Source organism: Mycolicibacterium monacense (assembly GCF_010731575.1).
GTDB classification, from domain to species: Bacteria; Actinomycetota; Actinomycetes; order Mycobacteriales; family Mycobacteriaceae; genus Mycobacterium; species Mycobacterium monacense.
The window spans coordinates 3,699,934-3,724,218 of sequence record NZ_AP022617.1; the positions used below are offsets into that span (position 1 = coordinate 3,699,934).

25 protein-coding genes are annotated in these 24,285 nt (G+C 69.4%); 15 read left to right on the top strand and 10 right to left on the bottom strand.

The features are described 5' to 3' along the window. Positions 1 to 48 precede the first annotated feature (48 nt). Positions 49 to 735, bottom strand: coding sequence for a response regulator transcription factor (locus G6N49_RS17745; RefSeq protein WP_011558491.1), 687 nt, complete (start codon positions 733 to 735; stop codon positions 49 to 51). Beyond that, the gene (locus G6N49_RS17750; protein ID WP_011558490.1) at positions 732 to 1,712 is read right to left on the bottom strand and encodes an Acg family FMN-binding oxidoreductase; all 981 of its coding nucleotides are present in this window, start codon (positions 1,710 to 1,712) and stop codon (positions 732 to 734) included. The genes G6N49_RS17745 and G6N49_RS17750 overlap by 4 nt, the downstream gene beginning before the upstream one ends. Positions 1,713 to 1,810: 98 nt before the next feature. Between G6N49_RS17750 and G6N49_RS17755 the strand changes: the two genes are divergently transcribed. Genes G6N49_RS17755 through G6N49_RS17765 form a run of 3 tightly spaced genes read left to right on the top strand, consistent with a single transcriptional unit; the run spans position 1,811 to position 5,383 of the window. Continuing rightward, on the top strand, positions 1,811 to 3,382 hold the full coding sequence (locus G6N49_RS17755; RefSeq protein WP_083044974.1) for a bifunctional aminoglycoside phosphotransferase/ATP-binding protein: 1,572 nt from the start codon (positions 1,811 to 1,813) through the stop codon (positions 3,380 to 3,382). A 38-nt stretch (positions 3,383 to 3,420) separates the two neighbouring features. After that, the gene (locus G6N49_RS17760) at positions 3,421 to 4,476 is read left to right on the top strand and encodes a zinc-dependent alcohol dehydrogenase family protein (protein ID WP_083044973.1); all 1,056 of its coding nucleotides are present in this window, start codon (positions 3,421 to 3,423) and stop codon (positions 4,474 to 4,476) included. A 19-nt stretch (positions 4,477 to 4,495) separates the two neighbouring features. Continuing rightward, entirely contained in the window at positions 4,496 to 5,383 is an 888-nt protein-coding gene (locus tag G6N49_RS17765) for a universal stress protein (protein ID WP_083044972.1), read from the top strand. On the opposite strand, the gene G6N49_RS17770 is transcribed toward G6N49_RS17765, so the two are convergent. Beyond that, positions 5,380 to 5,868, bottom strand: a complete 489-nt coding sequence (locus tag G6N49_RS17770) for an SRPBCC family protein (protein ID WP_407665044.1) — start codon at positions 5,866 to 5,868, stop codon at positions 5,380 to 5,382. The two genes, G6N49_RS17765 and G6N49_RS17770, sit on opposite strands and share 4 nt — an antisense overlap. Positions 5,869 to 5,879: 11 nt before the next feature. Between G6N49_RS17770 and G6N49_RS17775 the strand changes: the two genes are divergently transcribed. The 9 genes from G6N49_RS17775 to mmsB all read left to right on the top strand — a co-directional run bounded on the left by G6N49_RS17775 (position 5,880) and on the right by mmsB (position 16,175). Then, complete coding sequence (locus G6N49_RS17775) at positions 5,880 to 7,544, top strand: NAD(P)/FAD-dependent oxidoreductase (protein ID WP_083044983.1); 1,665 nt, start codon at positions 5,880 to 5,882, stop codon at positions 7,542 to 7,544. Between the two features lie 11 nt (positions 7,545 to 7,555). Beyond that, positions 7,556 to 9,016: an ATP-binding protein gene (locus tag G6N49_RS17780; protein WP_083044970.1), complete on the top strand. Its 1,461-nt coding sequence runs from the start codon at positions 7,556 to 7,558 to the stop codon at positions 9,014 to 9,016. A 38-nt stretch (positions 9,017 to 9,054) separates the two neighbouring features. Continuing rightward, the gene (locus G6N49_RS17785; protein ID WP_083044969.1) at positions 9,055 to 9,885 is read left to right on the top strand and encodes an LLM class F420-dependent oxidoreductase; all 831 of its coding nucleotides are present in this window, start codon (positions 9,055 to 9,057) and stop codon (positions 9,883 to 9,885) included. A gap of 31 nt (positions 9,886 to 9,916) precedes the next feature. Next, positions 9,917 to 10,768, top strand: a complete 852-nt coding sequence (locus G6N49_RS17790) for an LLM class F420-dependent oxidoreductase (RefSeq protein WP_011558482.1) — start codon at positions 9,917 to 9,919, stop codon at positions 10,766 to 10,768. Positions 10,769 to 10,795: 27 nt separating this feature from the next. Then, positions 10,796 to 11,803 (top strand): dTDP-glucose 4,6-dehydratase, encoded by a 1,008-nt coding sequence (gene rfbB, locus G6N49_RS17795; RefSeq protein ID WP_083044968.1) that lies wholly within the window; start codon positions 10,796 to 10,798, stop codon positions 11,801 to 11,803. Then, complete coding sequence (rfbC, locus tag G6N49_RS17800) at positions 11,800 to 12,387, top strand: dTDP-4-dehydrorhamnose 3,5-epimerase (protein WP_083044967.1); 588 nt, start codon at positions 11,800 to 11,802, stop codon at positions 12,385 to 12,387. Before rfbB ends, rfbC begins: the two co-directional genes overlap by 4 nt. Positions 12,388 to 12,515: 128 nt before the next feature. Continuing rightward, complete coding sequence (locus G6N49_RS17805) at positions 12,516 to 14,036, top strand: CoA-acylating methylmalonate-semialdehyde dehydrogenase (RefSeq protein ID WP_011558479.1); 1,521 nt, start codon at positions 12,516 to 12,518, stop codon at positions 14,034 to 14,036. A 15-nt stretch (positions 14,037 to 14,051) separates the two neighbouring features. Next, positions 14,052 to 15,218, top strand: coding sequence for an acyl-CoA dehydrogenase family protein (locus G6N49_RS17810; protein WP_011854839.1), 1,167 nt, complete (start codon positions 14,052 to 14,054; stop codon positions 15,216 to 15,218). Between the two features lie 84 nt (positions 15,219 to 15,302). After that, positions 15,303 to 16,175, top strand: coding sequence for a 3-hydroxyisobutyrate dehydrogenase (gene mmsB / locus G6N49_RS17815; protein ID WP_011854838.1), 873 nt, complete (start codon positions 15,303 to 15,305; stop codon positions 16,173 to 16,175). On the opposite strand, the gene G6N49_RS17820 is transcribed toward mmsB, so the two are convergent. From G6N49_RS17820 to G6N49_RS17840, 5 genes are all read right to left on the bottom strand, one after another. Then, a complete protein-coding gene (locus tag G6N49_RS17820; protein ID WP_083044966.1) occupies positions 16,176 to 17,192 on the bottom strand; it encodes an NAD(P)/FAD-dependent oxidoreductase in 1,017 nt (338 codons plus the stop codon). Further along, complete coding sequence (locus G6N49_RS17825) at positions 17,189 to 17,698, bottom strand: isoprenylcysteine carboxyl methyltransferase family protein (RefSeq protein WP_083044965.1); 510 nt, start codon at positions 17,696 to 17,698, stop codon at positions 17,189 to 17,191. The genes G6N49_RS17820 and G6N49_RS17825 overlap by 4 nt, the downstream gene beginning before the upstream one ends. A 6-nt stretch (positions 17,699 to 17,704) precedes the next feature. Next, positions 17,705 to 18,757 carry a type III polyketide synthase gene (locus G6N49_RS17830; RefSeq protein ID WP_011854835.1) on the bottom strand — a complete coding sequence of 351 codons (1,053 nt, stop codon included), beginning with the start codon at positions 18,755 to 18,757 and terminating at the stop codon, positions 17,705 to 17,707. Between the two features lie 68 nt (positions 18,758 to 18,825). After that, the gene (locus tag G6N49_RS17835; protein WP_011854834.1) at positions 18,826 to 19,389 is read right to left on the bottom strand and encodes a TetR/AcrR family transcriptional regulator; all 564 of its coding nucleotides are present in this window, start codon (positions 19,387 to 19,389) and stop codon (positions 18,826 to 18,828) included. A gap of 54 nt (positions 19,390 to 19,443) precedes the next feature. After that, a complete protein-coding gene (locus G6N49_RS17840; protein WP_064874179.1) occupies positions 19,444 to 20,244 on the bottom strand; it encodes an HAD family hydrolase in 801 nt (266 codons plus the stop codon). Between the two features lie 140 nt (positions 20,245 to 20,384). Here G6N49_RS17840 and G6N49_RS17845 point away from each other — a divergent pair, with 140 nt between their 5' ends. After that, positions 20,385 to 21,044: a response regulator gene (locus tag G6N49_RS17845; protein WP_011558471.1), complete on the top strand. Its 660-nt coding sequence runs from the start codon at positions 20,385 to 20,387 to the stop codon at positions 21,042 to 21,044. Next, a complete protein-coding gene (locus G6N49_RS17850; RefSeq protein WP_083044964.1) occupies positions 21,041 to 22,246 on the top strand; it encodes a GAF domain-containing sensor histidine kinase in 1,206 nt (401 codons plus the stop codon). Before G6N49_RS17845 ends, G6N49_RS17850 begins: the two co-directional genes overlap by 4 nt. Before the next feature lie 2 nt (positions 22,247 to 22,248). On the opposite strand, the gene G6N49_RS17855 is transcribed toward G6N49_RS17850, so the two are convergent. Then, complete coding sequence (locus G6N49_RS17855; protein ID WP_011854831.1) at positions 22,249 to 22,737, bottom strand: MarR family winged helix-turn-helix transcriptional regulator; 489 nt, start codon at positions 22,735 to 22,737, stop codon at positions 22,249 to 22,251. A gap of 90 nt (positions 22,738 to 22,827) precedes the next feature. Here G6N49_RS17855 and G6N49_RS17860 point away from each other — a divergent pair, with 90 nt between their 5' ends. Then, positions 22,828 to 23,775, top strand: a complete 948-nt coding sequence (locus G6N49_RS17860) for an NmrA/HSCARG family protein (protein WP_083044982.1) — start codon at positions 22,828 to 22,830, stop codon at positions 23,773 to 23,775. 3 nt (positions 23,776 to 23,778) lie between these two features. Here the strand turns inward: G6N49_RS17860 and G6N49_RS17865 are convergent, their stop codons facing one another. After that, positions 23,779 to 24,282, bottom strand: a complete 504-nt coding sequence (locus tag G6N49_RS17865; protein WP_011854829.1) for a MarR family winged helix-turn-helix transcriptional regulator — start codon at positions 24,280 to 24,282, stop codon at positions 23,779 to 23,781. Between the last annotated feature and the right edge of the window lie 3 nt (positions 24,283 to 24,285).

Sequence of the window (24,285 nt, forward strand, 5' to 3'; positions counted from 1 at the left end):
TCTCACACCGATGACCAGCCAGGGGGCTGTATCCAGGAAACGAAGCGGTCAGCCTTCTGCGGCGCCGTCCGACCGGTCGAGGCGGGAGACGAACACCGCGGCCTGGGTGCGACGTTCCACCCCCAGCTTCGCGAGCAGTCGCGACACGTAGTTCTTCACCGTCTTCTCCGACAGGAACATCCGCGCGGCGATCTGCTTGTTGGTCAACCCCTCTCCGAGCAACCCCAGCAGGACCCGCTCCTGATCACTGAGGCCGGACAGCGGATCGGAATGCTCGGTGGCCCGGCGCAGCTTGGCCATCAGTGCGGCGGCCGCCCGGTTGTCGAGCAGGGACCGGCCCGCCCCGATCTCCCTGATCGCCTTGGCCAGTTCCATACCCTTGATGTCCTTGATCACGTATCCACTCGCGCCGGCGAGGATCGCGTCGATCATCGCCTCGTCGGAGGTGAAGGACGTCAACATCAGACACCGCAGATCCGGCAGCCGCGACAGGAGATCGCGGCACAGCTCTATGCCGTTGCCGTCGGGCAGCCGCACGTCGAGCACGGCGACCTGGGGCTGCAGCGCCGGGATGCGGGCCAGCGCCTCGGAGACCGAGCCCGCTTCGCCGATCACCTCGAGGTCCGGTTCGGCGCTGAGCACATCGATCAACCCGCGACGCACCACCTCGTGGTCGTCGACGAGGAACACAGTCACGGGGGGCTTGCGGGTTTGGGGCGTGGGATCCCCGGTCACAGCCGCACCTCGAGCACATCCTCGAGCCGACGCCGGGGCGTCGGCGGCGGGACGGGATCGTAGGCGGGCGCCGCCCCGACGCGGATCAGCACCTGCGGCAGATCGCGGTCGACCAGGGCGGAGATGATGTCGCGGCTGGCGCGCAGTTCGGTGAGGTGGGTCAGCGTGCAGGTGGCCATCCCGGCCAAGGTCGCCTCCAGCAGCACCCGCGACAGCGTCTCACCACAGCCGAGTATGTCGCGGCGGGTGTCGTCGTGCGCCGAGATGACCAGCACCCTGGAGTGGTCCTCCGGCACGCTCATACGCCGCTCCGCCGCACCGTGAGTGACCGGGAAGTGACGGCCGATGTCGACGCGGTCGCTTTCGGCCGCTGACACCAGGGAACCGTGCGGTATCCCGTCCGATACCGCCAACCACCCTGTCCACCAAGCCAATTCGGCGTGATAGTCGGAGTCGTAGAGGCGCAGCGACTCGGTGAGCTGGGAGGCTTCCGCGAGCTGCGGACGGGCGTCCTCGGCGATGACGTCCAGCATGGCCACCGATTCATCGACGGCGTCGCGCAACAGGAGCTCGAGCGAATCCCAGTCCGGGGGCGGGCCGAACGGCAGCCGGTCGGTGTAGCGGCGCGCGATGGCCTCGGCGCGGGCGCGGTGGCCGTCGGTCACATACGACATCGGCGAGAAGTCGATGGCGGCCAGGTGCAGGTGGTCGTTGGGATTCGGGTAGCGGTCGATGTGCGCGATCCAGCCGCCGGCCGCCATGGCCACCCGGAGATGATCGAGTACGGCACCGCAGCTCAGCAATGCCTCCCGGCCGGACTTGTCGGTGGCCACGAGCCGGTCGGTGTCGAGGAGGAGCTGCAGCCCGGACCGGTCGGCGACCCAGTGCCACGGCTGGCTGTTGTGTACGGACGGGGCTCGGCACGCCAGCTGCACTGCATCGCTGATCGTGTCGATGTCCGCTCGGGTCGTGGTCATCGATCAGCCTCCCTGTCCACCCGTTCTCCAGTCCACGCTCACAATCCGCCGGGTCCGGGACAAGAGTCTTTGGTCACACGCCGAGCGGTTGAGGACCAATGGCCCCGTCCAGTCGGGACCTTTCGACGGGCCGTGAGGTCCGAAGACCGCTGCGGCAAACCCGTCCGCGAAGCGACCATTGGCCCATGACCACCGCGGAGGAGACCGCTGCCGACGATTCGCCGGTGAACGACTTGGCCGCCGAGGTGTACGAGACACACACCGGTGTGGTGCTACTGCTCGGCGAGAAGGCCTACAAGATCAAGAAGCCGGTGACCACGGACTTCCTCGATTTCAGCGCGCCGGAACAGCGGGAGCGGGTGTGCGCCCGCGAAGTGGAGTTGAACAGCCGCCTCGCGCCGGGCAGCTACCTCGGCGTCGCCCACATGCACGGACCCGGTCACGACGTGCCCGAACCGGTCGTGGTGATGCGCCGCTACCCCGACCGGTACCGGCTGCGGTCCATGGTGATACGCGGTGAGTCGACCGAGAATCACCTCACGATGCTCGCGAGCATGCTCGCCCGCTTCCATGCGACGGCGGACCGGCGCGCGGACATCGATGCCTGCGCGACAGCCGCCGCGGTCAGGGCGCGGTGGTGCGAGAACCTCGACGAGCTGGACCATTCCGCGGGTGCAGTGGTTTCGGCGCAGACGGTCGACGAGGTCCGCCGACTGGCGTTGCGGTATCTCGACGGCCGGGACGCGTTGTTCGCCGGCCGCATCGCCGACCGCCGCATCGTCGACGGTCACGGCGACCTGCTGGCCGACGACGTCTTCTGCACACCCGACGGCCCGGTTCCGTTGGACTGCCTGGAGTTCGACGACCGGCTGCGCTTCGTCGACGGCGTCGACGACGCCGCATTTCTGGCGATGGACCTGGAATTCCTGGGCCGGCGTGACCTGGCCGACCACTTCCTCGATCAGTACCAGGAACTCGCCGGGGACTCCGCGCCGCGCTCGCTGGTCGACTTCTACATCGCCTACCGCGCCGTCGTGCGCGCCAAGGTCGACTGCATCAAGGTCGGCCAGGGACACGAGGACGCGGCGGCCGACGCCGGGTGGCACCTGGACATCGCCGCCAACCACCTCAAAGCGGCCACGGTCCGGCTCGTCCTCGTCGGCGGGGGCCCAGGAACCGGTAAGACCACACTGTCCGGTGCCCTGGGTGAATCCGTTGGCGCCCATGTCATCTCGACCGACAATGTCCGTCGGGAACTTCAGGACTCCGGAGTCGTCCACGGCGCCGCCGGCGCTCTCGAGAGCGGACTGTACTCACCCGAGAACGTGGCACTGGTGTACGACACCGTGCTGCATCGGGCGGCGGTGCTGCTCGCTCACGGCGAGTCGGTGGTCCTCGACGGCACCTGGCGGGACCCGGGTCACCGCAGGGCGGCGCGTGACTGCGCCGACCGTTCATCAGCCGTTCTGGTGGAACTGGCCTGCGATACCGAACTCTCGGCGGCCCAGACCCGGATCGCGCACCGGACGTCGACCACCTCCGACGCCACCCCGCAGATCGCGGCCGACATCACGACGCCCGTCTGGCACGGCGCGCACCGTGTCGACACCGGCCGCCCGTTGGCCGACTCCGTGGCCGAAGCGCAGCAGATCTGTTGTCTGGCCTACTGATCCACCACACCGATCCATGAACCGAGGAGAATTCGACAATGCACGCAATGGTCTACCACGGCCCGGGGCGTCGATCGTGGGAGCAGGTGCCCGACCCGGAAGTCCAACGCGCCACCGACGCCATCGTGCGCGTCGACGCGGTCACGATCTGCGGCACCGATCTGCACATCCTCAAAGGGGATGTGCCCGAGGTGCAGCCCGGCCGGATCCTCGGCCACGAAGCGGTGGGCACCGTGATCGAAATCGGTTCCGCGGTCGAGAAACTCGCAGTCGGTGACCGGGTGCTGGTGTCGTGCATCAGCGCCTGCGGCAGTTGCCGGTACTGCCGCGACGGGCAGTACGGCCAGTGCCTCGGCGGCGGCGGATGGATTCTCGGCCATCTCATCGACGGGACGCAGGCCGAGTACGTCCGCGTGCCGTTCGCCGACAACTCCACGCACAAGGTGCCGGCCGGGGTGAGCGACGAGCAGATGGTCATGCTCGCCGACATCCTGCCCACCTCCTACGAGGTGGGCGTGCTCAGCGCAGCGGTGCGACCCGGCGACACCGTGGCGATCGTCGGCGCCGGTCCCATCGGCCTCGCGGCAGTCCTCACCGCGAAGCTCTTCAGCCCCAGCCACATCGTCGTCATCGACATCGCCGAGAGCCGGCTGGAAGCGGCGAAGAACATGGGCGCCGACGTCGTCGTCAACTCGACATCGCAGGATGCCCGCTCGGTCCTCGACGAACTCACCGATGGTCTCGGCGCCGACGTGGCGATGGAAGCCGTGGGTGTGCCCGAGACCTTCGAACAGGCGGTCCGGCTGGTCCGGGCCGGCGGCCACGTCGCGAACATCGGGGTGCACGGGAAGCCGGCCACGCTGCACCTGGAGGACATCTGGATCAAGAACCTCACGATCACCACCGGTCTGGTGGACACGCACTCCACCCCCTCCCTGATCAGCCTGGTGGCCAACCATCAGATCGACACGGCGGCGATGATCACCCACCATTTCGGTATGGACGAGTTCGACCTCGCCTACGACGTGTTCAGCCGCGCCGGCGAGACCGGTGCGCTCAAGGTGCTCCTCACGCGTACCGCGCACAGCGGCTGACCCACGGAAAGGCACGCGCATGGCGCAACGCACCGCCCCGGTCGTCGTCGGGATCGACGGCTCGCAGACCAGCATCCACGCCGCACAGTGGGCCGCGGCGGCGGCCTACGGATACCGCACGTCGTTGCGGCTCGTCCACTCGACCGTCACGACCGGGCACCTCTTCGCCGACGCGGCGGTGGTCGCCATCCGGGCGGCCGCCGCAGCCGAGCAGCAGGCCGCCGCCGAGAAGACGCTCGACATGGTGAAAGGGACCGTGGCTGAACACTTTCCGCGGCTGGACATCGCCGTCGAGGTGGTCGATGAACCGGCCCATGAGGCGCTGATCGGACTGAGCCGGGACGCCACGCTGGTCGTCGTGGGCTGCGACGACGTCAGCCCGGCCGCGGCGGTGCTGGTGGGGTCGACGACGCTGCGGGTGGCGCAGCACGCGTCGTGCCCGGTGGTGGCGTGGCGCCAGATCGGGCAGCCCGGTACGGCGCCGGTCGTGGTGGGTGTCGACGGCACGCCTGCCGGGACGGCCGCACTGGCGGCCGCGTTCGAGTTCGCCGACCGGTTCGGCTCGCCCATCACCGCCGTGCACTCCTGGGCGGCGGGTCTGGACGCCGATGCGGTGGCGATCCCCTACCTGATCGACTGGGAAGCGCTGGAATCCGCGGAATGGGAACTGCTGACCAGCGCACTCGCACCCTGGACGGACCGATATCCCGGTGTGCAGGTCGCGACGCTGCTCGACGATGCGAAGCCGGGCCAGGCGCTGCTCGATCGGCTCACCGGCGCGCAGCTCGTCGTGGTCGGCAACCATCGGGCCACCGCCCTGAGCGCGGCGGTTCTCGGCTCGACGAGCCTCAATGTGCTGCACCACAGCCGCGTTCCGGTCATGGTCTGCCACGCGGCGGTCACCTAGGCGGTCTCGGCGGTCCGTTTGATCGCGGCCAGCGTCTCGGGGATTCCGGAATGCGCGGCCGCCGTCCGCTGGGCGATCTGCGCGTCGGCGTCGGCGCCGTAGCGCTCGTGGAACCCGGCGACGCCGCTGGGCAGCAGCCGCCAGTGTTCGGCCAGCCGGGTCCCGTCGCCCTCGGGCGCCACGGTGAAGCCCCACCGCACCCAGCCGCCGTTGACCTCCCAGACGAACTCGCGGCCGTCGGCGACGGTCACCTGGCTGCGCGTCTCCCACACCCGCTCGGGGGTCACGTTGCGTCCGGTGAACCACGCGCCCGCGACGGGTCCGGCGTCGGGGTCGTCCCACCAGCAGGCCCGGCACACCGGGCTCCACTCGCCCATCCGGGTCACGTCGGAGACCAACGCGTACACGGCCTCCGGCTCCCGCGCCACGTACACCGAATCGGAGTATTGGAGATCGACCACGGGTCGAAGCCTAAGACGGCGCATACTTGATCGCGATGACAGGCCCTACCGCGGTACCCCGCAAACCCGTGATCCTCACCGTCGACGACGACCCTGCGGTCTCGCGTGCGGTGGCGCGCGACCTGCGCCGCCACTACGGCGAGACCTTCCGCATCGTGCGGGCCGAATCCGGCCCGGATGCGCTCGAGACACTCAACGAACTGAAGCTGCGCGGCGAGACGGTCGCGGTGTTCGTCGCCGACTACCGGATGCCGCAGATGAGCGGTATCGAATTCCTCGAAGAGGCGATGGACCTCTACCCCATGGCGCGCCGCGTACTGCTCACCGCGTACGCCGACACCCACGCGGCCATCGACGCGATCAACGTCGTCGACCTGGACCACTACCTGCTCAAACCGTGGGACCCCCCGGAGGAGAAGCTCTACCCGGTCATCGACGCGCTGATCGAAACGTGGCGCGCCACCGGGGACCGGGCCATCCCGCACACCAAGATCATCGGCCATCCGTGGAACGCCAGATCGTCGGAGGTGCGCGAGTTCCTGGCCCGGAACCGGTTGTACTACACCTGGTTTCGCGCCGACGAAGCCAAGGGCAGACAGCTGCTGGAGGCGGCCGGCCAGGACGGGATGACGCTGCCGGTGGTGATCACCGAACAGGGTGAGACGCTGGTCGACCCCTCCGACGCCGAACTGGGCGCCACGCTCGGGCTCACCACGACCCCGGCCGAGGACTTCTACGACCTGGTGGTGATCGGTGGCGGGCCCGCCGGGCTGGCCGCCGCCGTGTACGGCGCGTCTGAGGGTCTCAAGACGGTGCTCATCGAACGCACCGCCACCGGCGGGCAGGCCGGGCAGAGCTCCCGCATCGAGAACTACCTGGGCTTCCCCGACGGCCTGTCGGGTTCTCAGCTCGCCGAGCGGGCGCGCAGGCAGGCCGAGAAGTTCGACGCCGAACTGATCACCGCGGCGGAGGTGACGGCGTTGGAGATCGACGGGTCGGCCCGCACCGTGCGGCTGTCCGACGGCCGGTCGATCGGTGCGCGGGCGGTGATCCTGGCGATGGGCGTCGAGTACCGCCAGCTGCCGGCCGAGGGTTGCGACGGGTTGACCGGCGCCGGGGTGTACTACGGCGCGACGTCGTCGGTGGCGGCCGACTGCGAGGACGACGAGGTGTACGTGATCGGCGGCGCGAACTCCGCCGGCCAGGCCGCGATGTACCTGTCGCGCAGCGCCAAGCAGGTCACGATCGTCAGCAGGCGCCGGCTCGAGGACTCGATGTCGCACTACCTGATCCAGCAGATCAGGGCCAACGACAAGATCCGGGAGCTGCCGAACACCGTCGTGCACGCGGTCAAGGGCGACGGCCACCTCGAGGGCATCTGCCTGGAGAACACCCTGACCGGGGCGCGCGAGGAGCACCACTGCGGCCGCATGTTCATCTTCATCGGCGCCGAACCGCGCACCGACTGGCTCGACGGCATCGTGGTCCGCGACGACCACGGGTTCATCCTGGCCGGGCCCGATCTGCGCGACGTCTCGGGCTGGATGCTGGACCGCCCGCCGCACCACCTGGAAACAAGTGTGCCGGGTGTTTTTGTTGCAGGTGATGTGCGCGCGGAATCCGCCAAACGGGTGGCCGCCGCCGTCGGCGAAGGATCGATGGCGGTGATGCTGGTGCACCGGTATCTGGCGGAAGCCTGAAAGGGGTCACGATGGGCGAGACATGCCTGCGCGACGAACTGCGCACCCTGTTCCTGTTCGAGGCGCTCTCCGACGAACAACTCGACATGCTGTGCGCCGACGGTCACATCGAGACGTTCCCGGCTGGGCCGCTGTGCACCGAGGGTGACCCCGCCACCTGCTTCTACGTCCTGATCGACGGCGAACTGACGATGTCGAAACGCTCCGGCGGGGCCGACATCCAGACCGGGCGCACCTCGCAGCGTGGGGTGTACTGCGGGGCGTGGTCGGCGTACGTCCCCGGCGAGGAGCACGTGTACGAGGCCTCGGTGCGGCTGAACAGACCGTCGAAGTTCTTCGTCCTCGACGCCGATGCGTTCGCCCGGTTCATGCAGTCCCAGTTCCCGATGGCCGTTCATCTGCTGGAGGGCCACCGCGTCGGTGGCCGCAGGCAGCATCAGATCATCGGTCAGCGCGAGAAACTCCTCGCACTAGGGACCATCACCGCCGGGCTCACCCACCAGCTCAACAACCCCGCCGCGGCCACCGCCCGCGCCGTCGCCGACCTGCAGGAGGGTGTCGGCAAGATGCGCCACAAGCTGGCAATGCTCGCCAGCGGCAAGTTCAGCCCCGAGGCGCTGCGGGTCCTGGTGAAGATCCAGGACGAGGTCGCCGAACAGGTCGCGAAGTCCAGGAGCATGGACCTCACGGCGCTGGAGACCTCCGACCGCGAGGACCAGATCGGCGACTGGCTCGACGACCACGGGATCGCCGGCGGCTGGGACTACGCACCCACCTTCGTCGAGGCGGGTCTCGACATCGACTGGCTGGAGCGGATCTCGGCGTCGGTCGACGACGTCATGGACGGCGACTGTTCGGCCGCGCTGCAGAGCGCGCTGGGCTGGCTGAAGTACACCATCGACACCGAACTGCGGATGAGCGAGATCGCCGAGGCGAGTAAACGCATCTCGGCACTGCTCGCCGGTGCCAAGCAGTACTCCCAGATGGACCGCGGCGCCTATCAGAGCGCCAACGTCCACGAGTTGATCCACAGCACGATCAAGACGATCTTCGGCGACAAGATCGGCAAGGACAAACCGGTCAGGCTGGTGTGGGAGAAGGATACGTCGCTGCCCGAATTGCTCTGCTACCCGGGCGATCTCAACGAGGTGTGGTCCAACCTCATCGACAACGCCCTCCAGGCGATGGCTGGGCACGGCACGCTGACCGTACGCACCATGCGGGAGAACGACGAACGGGTGCGCGTCGAGATCTGCGACGACGGGCCCGGCATCCCGGAGCAGATCGTCGACCGGATCTTCACCCCGTTCTTCACCACCAAACCCGTCGGGGAGGGCACCGGACTCGGCCTCGACCTGGCCCGCCGCATCATCGTCGAGAAGCACCACGGCGACCTGCGCGTCGAATCCGTACCGGGTGACACCCGCTTCATCGTGTGCCTGCCGCTGGTGGCCCCCGCGCCCACTGAATAGCCACGGAATAGTTCGCGGCGGGGTCGGTTGGAACCGGAATGACGAAACCCGATCTCGGTAGGTACGGCGTGTTCGGGCGCGGGGTCACTCCCGCGCAGGCTCGCGACATCGAGGCGCTGGGCTACGGCGCCGTGTGGGTGGGCGGGTCACCGCCCGCCGAACTGGACTGGGTGGAACCGATCCTCGACGCCACCGAGAACCTCCAGCTCGCCACCGGGATCGTCAACATCTGGACGGCGGCGGCCGGTCCGGTCGCCGAATCCTTCCACCGCATCGAGGCGGCCCACCCCGGCCGGTTCCTGCTCGGCATCGGCGTCGGCCATCCCGAAGCGCATCAGGCCTACCGCAAACCGGTCGCGGCGCTCACCGAGTACCTCGACCGGCTCGACGAATACGGTGTGCCGCGCGATCGGCGGGTGGTGGCCGCACTCGGCCCCAAGGTGCTGAAGCTCTCGGCGGATCGCGCCGCCGGGGCGCACCCGTATCTGACGACACCGGAGCACACCGAACAGGCGCGCGCGGTGATCGGCCCCGAGGCGTTCCTGGCGCCCGAGCACAAGGTGGTGCTCACGACCGATCCGGAGAAGGCCCGCGCCGTCGGCCGCAAGGCGCTCGACGTCTACCTGAACCTGGCCAATTACCTCAACAACTGGAAACGGCTCGGATTCGGTGATGAAGACGTGGCAAAACCGGGTAGTGATCGGTTGGTGGACGCCGTCGTGGCCTACGGCACCGTCGACGCCATCGCGGCCCGGCTGAAGCAGCACCTCGACGCCGGCGCCGACCATGTGCCCGTGCAGGTGCTGACCGGACCTGACAAGCTGGTGGCCGCATTGGCCGAGCTGGCCGGACCGCTCGGCCTGCAGTGACTTTGCTCGACAACGGAATGAAGGAACACTCATGACCGAAGGCGTATCCCTCAAACCCGGCCTAGGCCGCTATGGCGTCTGGACCGGTGGCGCACCTAAGCCGGAACAGGCCGCGCAGATCGAGGAGCTCGGCTACGGCGCGGTCTGGGTGGGCGCCTCGCCGGCCGCCGACCTGGCGTTCGTCGAGCCGATCCTCGACGCGACCGAGACGTTGCAGGTCGCGACCGGCATCGTCAACGTGTGGGCGTCGCCCGCCGAGGAGGTGGCCGAGTCCTACCACCGCATCGAGGACAAGTTCCCGAGCCGGTTCCTGCTCGGGATCGGCATCGGCCACCCAGAGGCCACCCAGGAGTACCGCAAACCGTATGACGTGCTGGTCGAGTACATCGACAAACTCGACGCGGCCAAGGTGCCGACCAGCCGCCTCGTCATCGCCGCGCTCGGCCCGAAGGTGCTGCAGTTGGCCGCCCGGCGCAGTGCCGGCGCGCATCCGTACCTGACGACCCCCGAGCACACCGGCCAGGCCCGCAACCTGGTCGGCCCCACGGTGTTCCTCGCCCCGGAGCACAAGGTGGTGCTGAGCACCGACGTCGAGGAGGCGCGCGAGATCGGTCGCGGGACCGTCGACTTCTACCTCGGGCTGAGCAACTACGTGAACAACTGGAAGCGGTTGGGCTTCACCGACGAGGACGTCGCCAAACCGGGCAGCGACAAGCTGATCGACGCGGTGGTCGCCCACGGTTCCGCCGAGGACGTCGCCGCCCGGCTGCAGGAGCACCACAACGCCGGGGCCGACCACGTCGCCATCCAGGTGCTGGGCGGTTGGGACAAACTCATCCCGACGCTCGAGGAGTTGGCGGGCCCGCTCGGGTTGACGAAGTAGGCGCGGGCGGCCGCTAGGGTTTCCTCCATGCGGTTGCTGGTCACCGGCGGAGCGGGGTTCATCGGTGCGAACTTCGTCCACGCCACCGTGCGGGAGCATCCCGACTACGCAGTGACCGTGCTCGACGCGTTCACCTATGCGGGCAGCCGGGAGTCGCTGGCGCCGGTCGCCGACCGGATCCGACTGGTCGAAGGCGACGTGGCCGACGCCGGTCTGGTCGGCGGGCTGATCGCCGACCTCGACCCGGCCACCGATGCCGTCGTGCACTTCGCCGCGGAAACCCACGTCGACAACGCGCTGGCCGATCCCGGCCCGTTCGTGCAGACCAACGTCGTCGGCACCTACACGGTGCTCGAGGCGGTCCGCCGGGCCGGCGTCCGGCTGCACCACGTGTCGACCGACGAGGTGTACGGCGACCTCGCCCTCGACGACCCACAGCGGTTCACCGAGTCGACGCCGTACAACCCGTCGAGTCCGTATTCGTCGACCAAGGCGGCCGCGGACCTGCTGGTGCGCGCCTGGGTGCGGTCCTACGGCGTACGCGCGACGATCTCGAACTGCTCCAACAACTACGGGCCCTACCAGCACGTCGAGAAGTTCATCCCCCGCCAGATCACCAACATCCTCACCGGGCGGCGGCCCAAGCTCTACGGCACCGGCGCCAACGTGCGCGACTGGATCCACGTCGACGACCACAACAGCGCGGTGTGGCGGATCCTGCGCGACGGCGTCGTGGGCCGCACGTACCTGATCGGCGCCGAGGGTGAACGCGACAACCTCTCCGTGCTGCGCACCCTGCTGCGCATCATGGACCGCGACCCCGACGACTTCGACCACGTCACCGACCGCGCCGGGCACGATCTGCGCTACGCCATCGACCCGTCGGTGCTCTACGACGAATTGGGTTGGAAACCGGCACATCTCGACTTCGAGGAAGGGCTGCGCGCGACGGTGCAGTGGTACCGCGACAACGAGGCGTGGTGGCGGCCGCTCAAGGACGCCGCCGAAGCGGCCTACGAGGAGCGCGGCCAGTGAGCGCGCGGGAGCTGGCGGTACCCGGCGCATGGGAGATCACCCCGACCGTGCACGCCGATTCGCGCGGGTCGTTCATGGAGTGGTTCACCGACCGCGAGTTCACCGGGTTCGCCGGCCACCGCCTCGATGTCCGGCAGGCCAACTGTTCGGTGTCGAGGGCCGGCGTGCTGCGCGGTCTGCACTTCGCGGCGGTGCCGCCGGGTCAGGCGAAGTACGTCACCTGTGTGCGCGGGGCGGTGTTCGACGTGGCCGTCGACATCCGGGTCGGCTCCCCCACCTTCGGGCGCTGGGATGCGGTGCTGCTCGACGACCGCGACCGCCGATCGATCTACCTGTCGGAGGGCTTGGGGCACGCTTTCCTTGCGCTGCAGGATGATTCGACCGTGATGTACCTGTGCTCGACGGGTTACGACCCGGCCCGCGAGCACACGGTGTCGCCCACCGATCCGGCGCTGGGCATCGAGTGGCCCTTCGACGGTGAGCTGGTGCTGTCCGATCGTGACGCCGCGGCACCCACGCTCGCCGAGGCCCGCGACGCCGGCCTGCTCCCGACGTGGGATGCCTACCTGGCGCTGCCGAGATAAGGGTTCTGCCCCGCGTTCGCGCCTTTCGCGTGTCATGACCCTGATCTCGACGATCGAGGGAAGCCCCCTTGTCAACCACCCCGACCAGTTACTAGGATGTCCTAGTATCTCGAGCGAGGGGCATTCTCATGACCAACCAGATCCAGCACTTCATCAACGGCAAGCGCACCGCAGGCGAGTCCACCCGCACCGCGGACGTGATGAACCCGAGCACGGGGGCGGTGCAGGCCCAGGTCCTGCTCGGCTCGCGCGCCGACGTCGACGCCGCGGTGGCCGGCGCCGCCGAGGCTCAGAAGGAGTGGGCGGCGTGGAACCCGCAGCGCCGCGCCCGCGTCATGATGCGCTTCATCGAACTGGTCAACCAGCACATGGACGAGTTGGCCGAACTGCTGTCGATCGAACACGGCAAGACCGTCCCCGACGCCAAGGGCGATATCCAGCGCGGTATCGAGGTCATCGAGTTCGCGATCGGCATCCCCCACCTGATCAAGGGTGAGTACACCGAGGGCGCGGGCACCGGCATCGACGTCTACTCGATGCGCCAGCCGCTCGGCGTCGTCGCCGGCATCACACCCTTCAACTTCCCGGCGATGATCCCGCTGTGGAAGGCCGGTCCCGCGCTGGCCTGCGGTAACGCCTTCATCCTCAAGCCGTCCGAGCGCGACCCCTCGGTGCCGGTGCGCCTGGCCGAATTGTTCATCGAGGCCGGCCTGCCCGCGGGAGTGTTCCAGGTCGTGCACGGCGACAAGGAAGCCGTCGACGCGATCCTCGAGCATCCGGTGATCCAGGCCGTCGGCTTCGTCGGCAGCTCCGACATCGCCCAGTACATCTACGCCGGCGCGACAGCCAACGGTAAGCGCGCGCAGTGCTTCGGCGGCGCGAAGAACCACATGATCGTGATGCCCGACGCCGATCTCGACCAGGCCGTCGACGCGCTGATCGGCGCCGGCTACGGCAGCGCCGGCGAGCGCTGCATGGCGATCAGCGTGGCGGTACCCGTCGGCAAGGAGACCGCGGACCGGCTGCGCAACCGGCTGGTCGAGCGGGTCAACAACCTGCGCGTCGGCCACAGCCTCGACCCGAAGGCCGACTACGGCCCACTGGTCACCGAGGCCGCGCTCAACCGGGTCCGCGACTACATCAACCAGGGCGTCGAGGCGGGCGCCGAGGCCGTCGTCGACGGGCGCGAGCGTTCCAGCGACGAGATGCAGTTCGGCGACGACAGCCTCGAGGGCGGCTACTTCATCGGCCCCACGCTGTTCGACCACGTCACCCCGGACATGTCGATCTACACCGACGAGATCTTCGGCCCGGTGCTGTGCATCGTGCGCGCCGACAACTACGAAGAGGCACTGCGCCTGCCCACCGAGCACGAGTACGGCAACGGCGTGGCGATCTTCACCCGCGACGGCGACACCGCACGCGACTTCGTCGCCAAGGTCCAGGTCGGCATGGTCGGGGTCAACGTCCCGATCCCGGTTCCGGTGTCGTACCACACCTTCGGCGGCTGGAAGCGTTCCGGCTTCGGCGACCTCAACCAGCACGGGCCGCACTCGATCCTGTTCTACACCAAGACCAAGACCGTCACGCAGCGCTGGCCGTCGGGCATCAAGGATGGCGCCGAATTCGTCATCCCCACGATGAAGTAGGGCTGAAGTATCCCCATGGATCTCTTTGGCCTCGACGACGACGAACGCGTGATCGCCGAGACAGCGGCCGCGTTCGCCGAGAAACGCCTCGCCCCATACGCGTCGGAGTGGGATGAGAGCCACCACTTCCCCACCGACGTGTTGCGGGAGGCGGCCGAACTCGGCATGGCGGCGATCTACTGCCGCGAGGACGTCGGCGGCAGCGGGCTGCGGCGCGTCGATGCCGTGCGCATCTTCGAACAGCTGTCCGCGGCCGACCCGGCCATCGCGGCGTTCCTGTCGATCCACAACATGTGCGCCTGGATGGTCGACACCTACGGCTCCGAGGAGCAGCGCAAGACGTGGGTGCCGCGGCTGGCGTCGATGGAGAGCATCGCGAGCTACTGCCTCACCGAACCGGGTGCGGGGTCGGACGCGAGTGCGTTGCGCACCAAGGCCGTTCGGGAGGGCGACCACTTCGTCCTCGACGGGGTGAAGCAGTTCATCTCGGGTGCGGGCAGTTCCGACGTGTATGTGGTGATGGCCCGCACCGGCAGCGAGGGGCCGCGCGGCATCTCGGCGTTCGTGGTCGAGAAGGACACGCCCGGTGTGAGTTTCGGCGCCCAGGAACAGAAGATGGGGTGGAACGCGCAGCCCACGGCGCAGGTCGTGTTCGAGGGCGCCCGGGTGCCCGCGGAGAACATGCTCGGTGGCACCGACGCCGAGGGCAGCGGTTTCGGCATCGCGATGAACGGCCTCAACGGCGGGCGTCTCAACATCGCCGCCTGCTCGCTGGGCGGTGCGCAGACGGCCTACGAGAAGGCGGCCGCCTATCTGGCCGACCGGCAGGCGTTCGGCGCGTCGTTGCTCGACGAGCCGACCATCCGGTTCACCCTGGCCGATATGGCCACCGCCCTGCAGACGTCGCGCACGTTGTTGTGGCGGGCGGCCGGCGCACTCGACGAGAACCACCCCGACAAGGTGGAATTGTGTGCGATGGCGAAGCGCTATGTCACCGACGCCTGTTACGAGGTGGCCGATCAGGCGCTCCAATTGCACGGCGGCTACGGCTATCTGCGCGAGTACGGGATCGAGAAGATCGTCCGTGATCTGCGGGTCCACCGGATCCTCGAGGGCAGCAACGAGATCATGCGCGTGGTCATCGGGCGGGCAGCCGCTGCGAGGGCGCGAGCATCGGCCTAGGAAAATCTGACAGCTGATGGGCGAGCGAAGCGACGGGAAAATCAGACAGCTGATGGGCGAGCGAAGCGACGGGAAAATCAGACAATGACGACGATTGCGTTCTTCGGCCTGGGCCACATGGGCGGTCCGATGGCGGCCAACCTGGCCAAGGCCGGGCACACCGTGCGGGGTTTCGACCCGGTGCCCGCGCTGCGGACCGCCGCCGAGGACAACGGCATCGCCACGTTCGAAAGCGGTACTGAAGCGGTGGCCGGCGCCGAGGTGGTGATCACCTCGCTGCCCAACGGCGCGATCGTCAAGAGCGTGTACGACGAGGTGCTGCCCGCCGCGGCGGACGGCACGCTGTTCATCGACACCTCGACCATCTCGGTGGACGACGCGCGCGAGGTCAACGCCGCGGCCGCGGCGAAGGGTTTCGCCCAACTCGACGCGCCGGTCTCCGGCGGGGTCAAGGGCGCCACCGCGGGAACGCTGGCGTTCATGGTGGGTGGTGACGACGCGGCCGTCGAGCGGGCGCGTCCGGTGCTGGAACCCATGGCGGGCAAGGTCGTTCACTGCGGCGCCTCGGGCACCGGCCAGGCCGCCAAACTGTGCAACAACATGGTGCTCGCCGTCCAGCAGATCGCGATCGGTGAGGCGTTCGTGCTGGCCGAGAAGCTCGGGCTGCCGGCTCAGTCCCTGTTCGACGTCATCACCGGCGCGACCGGCAACTGCTGGGCGGTGCACACGAACTGCCCTGTACCGGGACCGGTTCCGACCTCTCCGGCCAACAACGACTTCAAGCCGGGGTTCGCGACGGCGTTGATGAACAAGGACCTCGGCCTGGCCATGGCCGCGGTGTCGTCGACGGGCGCGTCGGCGCCGCTGGGCAGCCACGCCGCCGAGCTGTACCAGAAGTTCGCCGAGGACCACGCCGACAAGGACTTCAGCGCGATCATCGAGACCCTGCGGGGCTGATCAGGCCGCGAGCCGGTTCACCACACCGACGAACACGGCGGGCAGTGCCTGCGCTGCGGGCACGATGCGCGGCCGGATCGACGGCGTCGCCCCGGCCCGCACCAGGCCCGCGGTGAGCAGCCGGTAGCGGCGGGTCAGTGTCCGCCATCGGCGGTCGTACTCGTCGACGCGTTCTGCCACAACACAATTCACGAGCAGCTCGGCGGCGCCGAAGGCCAGCCCGATGCCCTCGCCGGTGAGCGCGTCGATGTATCCGGCGGCGTCCCCGACGAGCAGCACCCGCCCGGCCGTGCGTTCGCGCACGGTCTGCCGCAGCGGGCCCGCGGCGCGGTCGGGTCCGTGGGCATGCTCCCGGACCCGGTCGGCGAGCGCGGGGAACTCCGCGAGGTGCCGGTCGAATCCGCCGCGCGACGAGGTGAGGATCGCGATCCCCACGCAGTCGTCGGCCACCGGGGTCACGTACGCCTCGCTGTGCGGGCCCCAGTGCACCTCGACGCGATCGCTCCACGGCGCGGTGTGGATGTGCCGCCGGATCCCCCACCGGCGCGGGCCACGACTGGGTTGGGACAGTCCCAGTGCCCGCCGGATCGGTGAGTGCAGCCCGTCGGCGGCCGCGAGGTATCGGGCCCGCAACCCGCCCGCCCGCACCGACTGCGCGTCCTGGCTGATCGGGACCGCGTCGCCGCTGACGATGCGCACGCCCGCCGACCGGGCCGCCTCCTGCAGCGCGGCGTGCAGCACGGTGCGTCGTACACCGAGCCCGGCTCCGCCGCGGAACGTCGCGTCGACCCGACGGTGCCCGTCGAGGTAGGCGATCCCGCTCAGCGCCATCCCGTGTGGCGCCACCCCGAGGCGGTCCAGATGGGCGACGGTGTGCGGCATCAGACCTTCCCCGCAGGCCTTGTCCAGGCTGCCGGGACGGCGCTCGATCACCGCGACGTCCAGTCCGGCCCTGGCGCCGTACACCGCGGTGGCCAGTCCGGCCGGGCCGCCGCCGGCGACGAGGAGGTCGATCATCGCAACCCCGCGAGCGCGGTGTTCTCCACGCGGACCCGCGTCCGGAGCAGGGCGGCGTTGAGCGCGGTGAACACCAGCGCGGTGATCCAGGCGCCGTGCACCAGTGGGAGGGCGAAACCCTCGACGACCACCGCGACGTAGTTGGGATGCGGGATGAGCCGGTACGGTCCGCCGGTGACCCGCGACGCGCCGGGGACGACGATGACCCTGGTGTTCCACTGCCGGCCGAGGGTGGTGATGCACCACCACCGCAGCGCCTGTGCGGCGATCACCAGCGCGAGCATGGGGAAGCCCAGCACGGGTGTGAACGGCCGTTTCAGTGCGGCGACCTCGAGCAGGCACCCGGCCAGCAGACCGGTGTGCAGCACCACCATCACCGGGTAGTGCCTGGCACCGTACTCGACACCGCCGCGTTGCCGGCTCCAGCGTCGGTTGCGTTCGGCGACAACGAGTTCGCCCAGCCGCTCGACACCGACCGCGGCGATCAACAAGCCGTACCAGACCATGGGCCGTCAGCGCCAGCGCAACAGGACGAGTTCGGAGCAGAAGCCCGGGCCCATCGCCATCATCAGCCCGGGGGTGTCCGCGGGCGGGTGTTTGGCGATGGTGTCCCGCAGCACGTGCAGCACGGACGCCGACGACAGGTTGCCGACCTCGGCCAGCGACCGCCAGGTCAATTCCAGTGCGTCGTCGGGTAATCCGAGGGTCGCGGTGATGGCCTCGATGACCTTCGGACCGCCGGGGTGGCTCACCCAGGTGGCGATGTCGCCGATCTTCATGCCGTGGCTGTGCAGGAAATCCGTGACGTCGTCGCCGAGGTAGCGTTCGACGACCTTCGGCACATCCGGGGAGAGCACCAGGCGGAAGCCGGAGGCGTCGACGTCCCAGCCCATCGTCCGCAGCGAGTCGGGATACAGGTGGCTGCGCGAGTCGACGACCTCCGGACCGGACGCCCCCTCGGCACGTCGGTCGCCGGCCACCACGACCGCGGCGGCGCCGTCGCCGAACAGGCTGCTGCCGACCACGGTGGCCATCGTCGGATCGGTCTTCGACACCAGGGAACACAGCTCGACCGCCAGCAGCACCGCCACCCCGTCGGGGTCTCCGCGCAGGTGGTCGTGCAGCCGGGCGACCCCCGCCGCGCCGGCCACGCAGCCCAGCCCGAACATCGGCACACGTCGGACGTCGGGACGCAACCCGACACGGGCGGCGATGCGGGCGTCCAGCGGTGGCACCGCGATGCCGGTGACGGTGGTCGTCATGATCATGTCGACCTCGGACGGGTCGATGCCGGCGTCGTCGAGCGCGCCGGTCAGCGCCGCGGCGCCGAGTTCCACGGCGTGTTCGATGTAGAGGTCGTTGGCCCGGCCGAAATCGGTCAGCCCGGCGTACTCCTCCAGTGGCAGCACCGTGTGGCGGGTGGACACCTTCGCGCTGCGGTGCAGCGCCCGGATGCTGTCGGCGTATTCGGCGTAACCGGGCAGCGCGATCAGCGCCTCGGTCACTTCGGCCTGGGTGTAATTATGTGGCGGCACCTCGCCGCGTACGGCTGCGACAACGCTCATGGCACTCTCCCTCTACCTTCTCAAGACGTGTCGCGGCGCCACGTCGTTCAAAAGGCGGGGGAAAAAGATCAGTCGGTGAGCGGATCCAGCAGGAGTTGGTGGATCACGGGGCGCGCGAAACGCAGGAGGTCCTCGCGGCTGAGGTCGGCGACGGCGGGATTGGCGAGCACGTAGCGGGTGGTGGCCAACCCGATCACGAACGCCCCCATCAGGCCGGCGCGCTGCGCCGGATGGTCGGGCGCGACGGCGGCGAGTGCGGGCGCCACCTGGGTGGCGAAGACGTGCCGCAGCGTGTCGGCGGCGGATTCACTGGTCATCGCCGCCCGCAGCAGAGCGAGGAACGTGGTGTCCTGTTCCCACACCGCGAAGAAACGGGACAGCAGCACATCGGCGATCCGGTCGGGGTCGACGGTGCTGAGGTCGGGCAGGTCGATCCTGAATTCGGCTGCCTCAGCGAACAATTCCTGTTTACTGCCGAAGTACCGGATGATGAGCGCCGCATCCACCCCGACATCGGCGGCCACCCCGCGCAAGGTGGTGCGCTGGTAGCCGTCGGCCCCGAAGCGCCGCCGGGCGGCGGCGAGGATGTCGGCGCGCGTCTGCGGGGCGTTGCGGGTTCGCTCCGTGCCCATTCGAAGAACAATAGGGGGCAGTCTGTCGGCAACCCCTCGAACGCCGACGGTCCCCTATGCCGCGGGCGCTGTCCTGCGGGCCGTCGACCGGGCGTACAGCCGTTCACAGGTGGTGAGCCGCAGCGGATCGGCACCGCCGTAGTCGGCCCGCACCGCCAGCGCCGCGGTCGCATCCCGCGGGGCGCTGTCCTGCCCGACCAGGATCGTGGCCAGGCCGGCCGCGGTCGCCGTGCGCAACCCGGCCGTCGTGCCGGTCAGCGCGACGACCCGGTCGGTGGTGACGCCGAGTTCGTCGAGGGCGTAGCGGTAGGCCTCCGCGGGCGTCGCCACGTCGTCGCCGGTGACGATGGTCTCGACCTGGCCCTCGCCCACGAGTTGGCGCACCAGCGGCTCGGCCCATGCGCGGCGGCCCGAGGTCACCACCGCGACCGGCACACCGGCGGCGAAGGCGTCACCCACGAGGTCGTCGAGACCGGGCCGCGGGCTCGCACCGACGTCGAGCACCATCTCGTCGAACATCATCGCCTTGGTCGAACAGATCTCGTCGGCGAGCAGTTCGATCAGCACGTCGCACTCCGGTCCCACGCAGTGGTTGCGCAGTTCGGCCAGCACGCGCTGGCGTTCGTCGCGCAGCACCATCAGCCGCCGGTACCGGGCCGCCGACCACTCGATGGGCACGCCATGCGCCGCGAACGCGGCGTTGAACACCACGCGGTGCACGTCGTAGTCGAGGTCGGTCAACGCCTCCAGGTCGAACACCAGGGCCCGCAACGGGGTCACCTCCGCAGCGACCGGGCGGGCCCCGTCCCACCAGAACCGGCCCGCACACCATGTTCTCTCACGCGTTGTCTGCACACGATCACAGTGGCGCAGGTCACAGGTCGGCGTCCTCCCCCCTTTGGGGGATTCGACGTGGCGAAGTTGCCCAGCCGTCTGCCGCCGCGCCTCTAAGGTGATGCCATGACCGCCCAGCGAGAAGCGAAGCGGCATCGCGCATGACCGGCGGGCCTGTGCGGATCGTCCTGGTCGACGACCACGAGATGGTCATCGAGGGACTCAAGGCCATGCTCGCGACGTATGCCGACCGGGTCGCGGTGGTGGGACAGGCGGTGGGCGCCGAACGCGCGATCGGCGTGGTCGCCGACCTGCGACCGGACATCGTGCTGTGCGACGTCCGGATGCAGGGGGCCAGCGGCCTGGACCTGTGCCTGGAGCTGCGCGGGCGCGACCCGGACCAGAAGGTGGTGATGCTCTCGGTGTACGACGACGAGCAGTACCTGTTCCAGGCGCTGCGGGTGGGTGCGTCGGGCTACCTGCTCAAGAGCATCAGCAGTGACGAGCTGGTCCGCCAGCTCGAGTTGGCCCACCGCGGCCAGACCGCCATCGATCCGGGCATGGCGGCCAGGGCGGTCGACACCGCCGCCCGGCTGCAGCGGGACGAGTTCTGGCCCGGGGCCCGCCAGGGCCTCACCCAGCGCGAGAGCGAGATCCTGTCGTTCGTCGTGACCGGGCTGTCCAACCGGGGTATCGCCAACAAACTGGTGATCGGCGAGGAGACCGTGAAGACCCACCTGCGGTCGATCTACCGCAAACTCGGCGTCGGTGACCGCGCCGGTGCGGTGGCGACGGCGCTGCGCGAGGGGATCTACCAGTGACAACGCGAGCGTTGCTGACCGCCGACCGCGAACTGGCCCTGCTGCGCGAGCTCATCCAGGCGGCCTCGAGCGGGCCGGGGGTGGAGCCGCTCGCGGCCGCGGCCGCCCGCATGATCACCGCGGCCACCCGCACCGACGTCTGTTTCGTCCATGTGCTCGACGACTCCGACCGGTCGCTGACACTGGCCGGGGCCACGCCGCCGTTCGACAGCCAGATCGGCAAGATCCGGCTACCGCTGGGCCAGGGCATCTCCGGCTGGGTGGCCAGCCACCGCGAGCCGGTGGTGATCGGCCACGACAAGGAGTCCGATCCGCGCTACATGCCCTTCCAGTCGTTGCGCGGCAAGGACTTCACGTCGATGGTGTCGGTGCCGATGGAGACCGACCCCGGCGGGCTGGTCGGGGTGCTCAACGTGCACACCGTCGAACGTCGCGACTTCTCCGAGCGCGACGTGGAACTGCTCCTGGTGATCGGCCGGCTCATCGCCGGCGCGCTGCACCAGGCGCGGCTGCACCGGCAGTTGGTGGCGCGCGAACGGGCGCACGAGAACTTCGTCGAGCAGGTGATCGAGGCCCAGGAGATCGAACGCCGACGGCTCGCCGGCGACATCCACGACGGGATCTCGCAGCGGCTGGTGACGCTGTCCTACCGGCTCGACGCCGCGGTCCGCGCGATCGACGATCCGCAGGTGGTGTCCGAACAGCTGGGCAAGGCCCGTGAGCTGGTGGCGCTGACGCTGGGCGAGGCGCGTGCCGCGATCAGCGGGCTGCGTCCGCCGGTGCTCGACGACCTCGGCCTGGCCGGCGGGCTGGCCAGCCTGGCGCGGTCGATCCCACAGGTGCAGATCGACACCGATCTGACCGAACGCCGGCTGCCCGACCACATCGAGCTGGCGCTCTACCGCATCGCGCAGGAGTGTCTGCAGAACGTGGTCAAACACTCCGGCGCCGCCACGGCCCGGCTGACGTTCGGGGTGGCCGACGACGCCACGGGCCAGACAGCGCGGCTCGAGATCATCGACGACGGCGTGGGATTCGACACATTCGAACATCCCCTCGGCGGTGACGAGATGGGCGGATACGGGCTGCTGTCGATGGCCGAACGCGCGGAGATCGTCGGCGGCCGCCTCAACATCCGGTCCCGCCCGGGTGCGGGGACGGCGGTGACGGCGACCATCCCGCTGCCCTCCGTCGCCGACTGACCTCACCCCAATGTGCAGTCGGTGCGTCGATGCGCCTCGACGGCCGCGACGACGTCGTCGGCGATGCCACGCAGCACCTCGAGGCGGTCGGCACCCACCACGTCGATGAACAGCTCACGCACCCTGGCCGCGTTGGCCGGGGCACCGGCCGCCAGCGCGGCGCGGCCGCCCTCGGTCAAGGCGACCACCGGATAGCGCCCGCCGCCCGGCTCCCGGCGGATCAGTCCGCGCGCCTCCATCCTGCTCAGGTGGTGCGACAACCGGCTCTTCTCCCACTGGGTGGCTGCCCCGAGGTCGACGGGACGCATGCGCTCGCCGTCGGCCTCCGACAGGTTGACCAGGATCTCGAAGTCCGAGTCGGACAGCTCGAATTCGCGTTGCAGATGTTGGTGCAGGTGGCGGCCCAGAGCCTGTTGCATGGCGAGGTACGCGCGCCACGCCCGCTGCTCGTCGTCGGTGAGCCATGGCCGCCCAGCAGTTTCGGTCGCCATACCGGCGATGTTAGCCCGCTGGGTTGACATATCAACCCAGGCGCGCCTACCGTCGATTAGGTTGATACATCAACTCAGAGGGAGATGGACATGACGGAGCAGAAGATCATCGCGGTCGTCGGCGCCACCGGAGCGCAGGGCGGAGGTATGGCCCGCGCGCTGCTCGACGACGGCGAGTTCGCCGTCCGCGCACTGACCCGCGACCCGAAGTCGGCGAAGGCGGCGGCGCTGTCCGACGCCGGCGCCGAGGTCGTGGCGGCCGACCTCGACGACGAGGCCAGCCTCGACGCGGCGTTCGCCGGCATCCACGGCGCCTTCGTCGTCACCAACTACTGGGCGCCACTGCCACCGGACGCGCAGCGGTCACGGGCGCAGCGTGAACTCGCGCAGGCCCGGGCCGCGGCGCGGGCCCTCGAACGCGCAGGCGCACACCACATCGTCTGGTCCACGCTGGAGGACACCCGCGGCCAGTTCGCCGACGATGCCGCCATACCGGACGTCGAGGGTTACAAGGTCCCGCACTTCGACGCCAAGGCCGACGCGGATGCGTTCTTCGCGACGATCCCGACCACCTACCTGCGCACCACGCTGTTCTTCGAGAACTTCGCGAACGCGTTCCCGCCGAGGCGCGGCGACGACGGCGCCCTGACGCTGGCACTGCCGATGGCCGATCAACCGCTTGCGGGTATGGCGGTCGACGACATCGGACGCACGGCACTGGGCGTGTTCAAGCGCAGCGACCTGATCGGACAGACCGTCAGCATCGCCGGCGACATCCTGACCGGGGACGGCTACGCCGCGGCCCTGACCGACGCGCTGGGTGAGCCGGTGACCTACCGGCCGGTGCCGTTCGACGACTTCCGCGCGCAGGGGTTCCCGTCGGCGGTGGAGATGGGCAACATGTTCCAGTACTACGCCGAAAGCTCCGCGGCGTTCACCGGCGCGCGCGATCTGGACCGGGTGGGAGAACTCAACCCGCGGCTGCAGACCTTCCGCGACTGGCTGGCCGGTCACCGCGACGAGATCGAGCCCCGCTGACCCCTAGAAGTCGCCGGCGTGGCGGCGCAGTGTCTCGATCGAGGCGGCCAGCGCCCGCGACTCGTCGGCGGACATCCCGATGTCGGCGAACACCTCGTTGTTGAGCGTCACGGTGGCGTCCTCGACGGTCGAGCGGCCGAGTTCGGTGATCCGCACGAGCGTGGTGCGGCCGTCGGTCGGGTGCGGGATGCGCTCCACCAGACCGCCGGCCTCCAGCCGCCGGATGGCGTGCGTGACGCTGGTGACGTGGACCTGCAACCGGTCGGAGGCCTTGGTGATCGGCAGCGCGCCGGAGCGACTGAACGCCAGCAGCCGCAGCAACTCGAATCGGGAGAAGCTCAGATCGTAGGGGCGCAAGGCGTTCTCGACGCGCGCGAGCAGGATCTGGTGGGCCCGCATCACGGAGGTGACGGCGACCATCCCGTCGGCGACCTCGCCCCAGCCCGCGGATTCCCAGTTCGTACGGGCCAGGGCGATCGGGTCGTGCTCGTCAGGCCCTTGGGTCACCGA

Excerpts from the sequence above, each read along its gene's own strand:
- G6N49_RS17845 (WP_011558471.1), top strand. The coding sequence starts at position 20,385 with ATGACCGGCGGGCCTGTGCGGATCGTCCTGGTCGACGACCACGAGATG.
- G6N49_RS17790 (WP_011558482.1), top strand. The coding sequence starts at position 9,917 with ATGACCGAAGGCGTATCCCTCAAACCCGGCCTAGGCCGCTATGGCGTC.
- G6N49_RS17780 (WP_083044970.1), top strand. The coding sequence starts at position 7,556 with ATGGGCGAGACATGCCTGCGCGACGAACTGCGCACCCTGTTCCTGTTC.
- G6N49_RS17785 (WP_083044969.1), top strand. The coding sequence starts at position 9,055 with ATGACGAAACCCGATCTCGGTAGGTACGGCGTGTTCGGGCGCGGGGTC.
- mmsB (WP_011854838.1), top strand. The coding sequence starts at position 15,303 with ATGACGACGATTGCGTTCTTCGGCCTGGGCCACATGGGCGGTCCGATG.
- G6N49_RS17830 (WP_011854835.1), bottom strand. The coding sequence starts at position 18,757 with ATGAGCGTTGTCGCAGCCGTACGCGGCGAGGTGCCGCCACATAATTAC.
- G6N49_RS17810 (WP_011854839.1), top strand. The coding sequence starts at position 14,052 with ATGGATCTCTTTGGCCTCGACGACGACGAACGCGTGATCGCCGAGACA.
- G6N49_RS17750 (WP_011558490.1), bottom strand. The coding sequence starts at position 1,712 with ATGACCACGACCCGAGCGGACATCGACACGATCAGCGATGCAGTGCAG.
- G6N49_RS17775 (WP_083044983.1), top strand. The coding sequence starts at position 5,880 with ATGACAGGCCCTACCGCGGTACCCCGCAAACCCGTGATCCTCACCGTC.
- G6N49_RS17805 (WP_011558479.1), top strand. The coding sequence starts at position 12,516 with ATGACCAACCAGATCCAGCACTTCATCAACGGCAAGCGCACCGCAGGC.
- G6N49_RS17855 (WP_011854831.1), bottom strand. The coding sequence starts at position 22,737 with ATGGCGACCGAAACTGCTGGGCGGCCATGGCTCACCGACGACGAGCAG.
- G6N49_RS17825 (WP_083044965.1), bottom strand. The coding sequence starts at position 17,698 with ATGGTCTGGTACGGCTTGTTGATCGCCGCGGTCGGTGTCGAGCGGCTG.
- G6N49_RS17860 (WP_083044982.1), top strand. The coding sequence starts at position 22,828 with ATGACGGAGCAGAAGATCATCGCGGTCGTCGGCGCCACCGGAGCGCAG.
- G6N49_RS17770 (WP_407665044.1), bottom strand. The coding sequence starts at position 5,868 with ATGCGCCGTCTTAGGCTTCGACCCGTGGTCGATCTCCAATACTCCGAT.
- G6N49_RS17760 (WP_083044973.1), top strand. The coding sequence starts at position 3,421 with ATGCACGCAATGGTCTACCACGGCCCGGGGCGTCGATCGTGGGAGCAG.
- G6N49_RS17765 (WP_083044972.1), top strand. The coding sequence starts at position 4,496 with ATGGCGCAACGCACCGCCCCGGTCGTCGTCGGGATCGACGGCTCGCAG.
- G6N49_RS17835 (WP_011854834.1), bottom strand. The coding sequence starts at position 19,389 with ATGGGCACGGAGCGAACCCGCAACGCCCCGCAGACGCGCGCCGACATC.
- G6N49_RS17755 (WP_083044974.1), top strand. The coding sequence starts at position 1,811 with ATGGCCCCGTCCAGTCGGGACCTTTCGACGGGCCGTGAGGTCCGAAGA.
- G6N49_RS17820 (WP_083044966.1), bottom strand. The coding sequence starts at position 17,192 with ATGATCGACCTCCTCGTCGCCGGCGGCGGCCCGGCCGGACTGGCCACC.
- rfbB (WP_083044968.1), top strand. The coding sequence starts at position 10,796 with ATGCGGTTGCTGGTCACCGGCGGAGCGGGGTTCATCGGTGCGAACTTC.